Below are 3,246 nucleotides of genomic sequence, written 5' to 3'. Positions count from 1 at the left end.
CAACTGGATAATGAACGGATCAGCCGGTGTTAAGCCAAAAACTGTATTCCAACAATAAACAGAAACAGGGCAAACAATTTCTGTAGCTTGTTTGCGGCAAGTCCATGAGCAATACGGGCACCAATTCGCGCAAATAGAACACTGGTCAAGACAATCCCCAGGAAAGCAGGCCAATAAACATACCCGGTAGACAGAGCAGGCAGGCCTGAACTCTTTTCACCCAGAGCCATGTTGGATAAGGCTCCCATCACGGCAATAGGGAAGCCACAGGCCGCCGAAGTACCCACTGCCTGCTGCATTGTCAGGCTGATTCTGCGCAAAAACGGCACAGACAGAGTCCCACCACCAATACCAAACATACTGGAGACAGTCCCAATGACAACACCGGCACTCACCAGCATTGATTTCCCCGGCGCTCTGCCACCTTCATAAACCTTAAACCCGAACCACATTTTTGCTGACACCAGGATCGCAAATACACCAAGAAGCTTCTGCAACAGATGCCCACTCAGATTCACGGCGGTATACACCCCGAGAAAAGCACCGGCAAGAATACCGACACTTAACGTGGCAAATATCCGCCATCGAACAGCTCCGGCATCCTGGTGCGCTTTAATGGAGCTTACCGATGTGACCACCATGGTAGCCAGAGATGTGCCTACCGCCAAATGGGTCAAAACCTCAGGGGACATACCCTGGACGGTGAAGCTGAAGATCAGTACAGGAACAATAATCAGCCCGCCACCAATACCAAATAAACCGGCCATTACTCCGGCACAAGCCCCCAGGACAAGGTAGAGTAGAAAGAGCATTGTTATCCCTTATAAAAAAACAGATTAACAATTATACGACGATAAACTATTATCAGGTGAGTCTATTTTCAGGGAATACCTATTAACCTGGATATTTCAATGATGATGAGCAAATTAAATAAAATATCTTTTTTGAGATTTTTATGAAAATCAACCAACTCTTACGACCAATATTTATACGACAGAGTATATTCAAATAATCGAAAAACTAATCTAGAATGGCTGGATGCCTATTAAACAGTTGGCTATTTTATCCCCACCCCACTCTTTTCTTTTACAAATAATTCCTGAAAAATCAAAACGTAAAAGGTATAGACATTCTTATCCATTAGTTCTATAACGTTAATGTACGCACACTTTTTTCATTATTGATAATGTGTCGTTCAAAAGGATAGAAAGACTTCTGAAAATCATAACTAAGCAGTACGCCTTATAAAGACTTACAACGATCAGGCGAGGGGGAAACAGATGTCCATATTTGCTCAATACCAGCAGAGATACGAGTCCGTCCAGCAGGAAGAGATGAGTCTCACAGAGTACCTGGAACTCTGCAAAAAAGATCCCTGGGCTTATGCCAACGCCGCTGAACGTATGTTGAAAGCGATTGGTGAGCCTGAGGTGATTGACACTTCCCGGGATCCACGTTCAAGCAGGATCTTTTCCAATAAACTGATTAAGCAGTACCCGGCGTTCAAAGAGTTCTATGGCATGGAAGAAGCCATTGAACAGATCGTCTCTTATTTCAAGCATGCCGCACAGGGCCTGGAAGAGAAGAAACAGATTCTCTACTTACTGGGGCCAGTGGGGGGCGGTAAGTCATCCCTTGCGGAAAAATTAAAGCACCTGATGGAGAGAGTACCGTTCTATGCCATCAAAGGCTCTCCTGTTTTTGAATCTCCCCTGGGCTTATTCAATCCGGATGAAGATGCCGACATTCTCCAGGAAGAGTATGGAATACCAAACCGGTATCTTAAGTACATCATGTCACCCTGGGCCGTTAAACGGCTGAATGAGTATGGTGGTGATATTTCCAAATTCAGAGTGGTTAAACTCTACCCAAGTCGTTTGAATCAGGTTGGTATCGCCAAAACCGAGCCAGGTGATGAGAACAATCAGGATATTTCCAGCCTGGTGGGTAAAGTCGATATTCGTCAGCTGGAAGAGTACTCCCAGGACGATCCCGATGCCTACAGCTTCTCCGGCGCGCTGTGCCGTGCCAACCAGGGTATCATGGAATTTGTTGAGATGTTCAAGGCCCCCATCAAGGTGTTGCACCCGTTGCTGACCGCAACCCAGGAAGGTAACTACAACAGCACCGAAGGCCTTGGTGCCATCCCTTATGAAGGTATTCTGCTGGCGCACTCCAACGAGTCTGAGTGGCAGTCTTTCCGCAACAATAAAACCAATGAAGCCTTTATTGACCGGGTTAACATCGTCAAGGTGCCTTACTGCGTAAGAGTCAGTGAGGAGATTCATATCTATGAAAAGCTGCTTGAAAACAGCTCCCTCAGGGAAGCCCCCTGTGCACCGGATACCCTGAAGATGCTGGCACAGTTCACCACCCTGTCCCGTATCAAGGAACCAGATAACTCATCTATCTACTCGAAAATGAAGGTGTACGACGGTGAAAACCTGAAAGACACCGATCCCAATGCCAAGCCTTTGCAGGAATACAAGGATATGGCCGGGGTTAATGAAGGCATGAACGGTCTTTCCACCCGTTTTGCCTTCAAGATTCTGTCCAAGGTCTTCAACTTTGATCCTTCAGAGGTCGCTGCAAACCCGGTACACCTTCTGTATGTTCTGGAACAGCAGATTGAGCAGCACCAGTTCCCGGAAGAGATACACGATCGCTATCTGTCGTTTATCAAAGAGTACCTGACGCCCAAGTATATCGAGTTCCTGGGCAAGGAAATTCAGACCGCTTACCTGGAGTCCTACTCTGAGTACGGTCAGAATATCTTTGATCGCTACATCACCTACGCTGATTTCTGGATTCAGGATCAGGAGTACCGTGATCCGGATACCGGCCATATTCTTGACCGTGCTGCACTGAGCGAAGAGCTGGAGAAAATTGAGAAACCTGCGGGTATTGCCAATCCCAAGGACTTCCGGAACGAAGTGGTGAACTTTGTGCTCAGGGCCCGGGCCAATAATGATGGCAAGAACCCCAGCTGGCTGAGCTATGAGAAGATGCGCACCGTGATTGAGAAGAAGATGTTCTCCAATACGGAAGACCTGCTGCCGGTTATCTCATTTAATGCCAAGGGATCCCAGGAAGATCAGCGCAAGCATGCCGATTTTGTGTCACGAATGGTTGCCCATGGCTATACCGAGAAACAGGTTCGCCTGTTATCCGAATGGTATATCCGGGTTCGCAAGTCTCAATAAAAACGACGTCCGCCTGCCGTCACCGACAGGCGGGCATAACTCT

At 47.3% G+C, this 3,246-nt stretch carries 2 protein-coding genes; one reads left to right on the top strand and one right to left on the bottom strand.

The window, feature by feature from the left end:
- Positions 1-29 precede the first annotated feature (29 nt).
- On the bottom strand, positions 30-812 hold the full coding sequence (locus tag ACO6V1_RS23095; protein ID WP_422460071.1) for a sulfite exporter TauE/SafE family protein: 783 nt from the start codon (positions 810-812) through the stop codon (positions 30-32).
- A gap of 468 nt (positions 813-1,280) precedes the next feature.
- Here ACO6V1_RS23095 and ACO6V1_RS23090 point away from each other — a divergent pair, with 468 nt between their 5' ends.
- A complete protein-coding gene (locus ACO6V1_RS23090; protein ID WP_422468832.1) occupies positions 1,281-3,203 on the top strand; it encodes a PrkA family serine protein kinase in 1,923 nt (640 codons plus the stop codon).
- The last annotated feature ends 43 nt before the right edge of the window (positions 3,204-3,246 follow it).

Origin of the sequence: Endozoicomonas sp. ALC013, from assembly GCF_049310205.1 — a bacterium.
GTDB lineage: Bacteria > Pseudomonadota > Gammaproteobacteria > Pseudomonadales > Endozoicomonadaceae > Endozoicomonas.
This window is presented reverse-complemented; position numbering and strand designations above follow the sequence as displayed.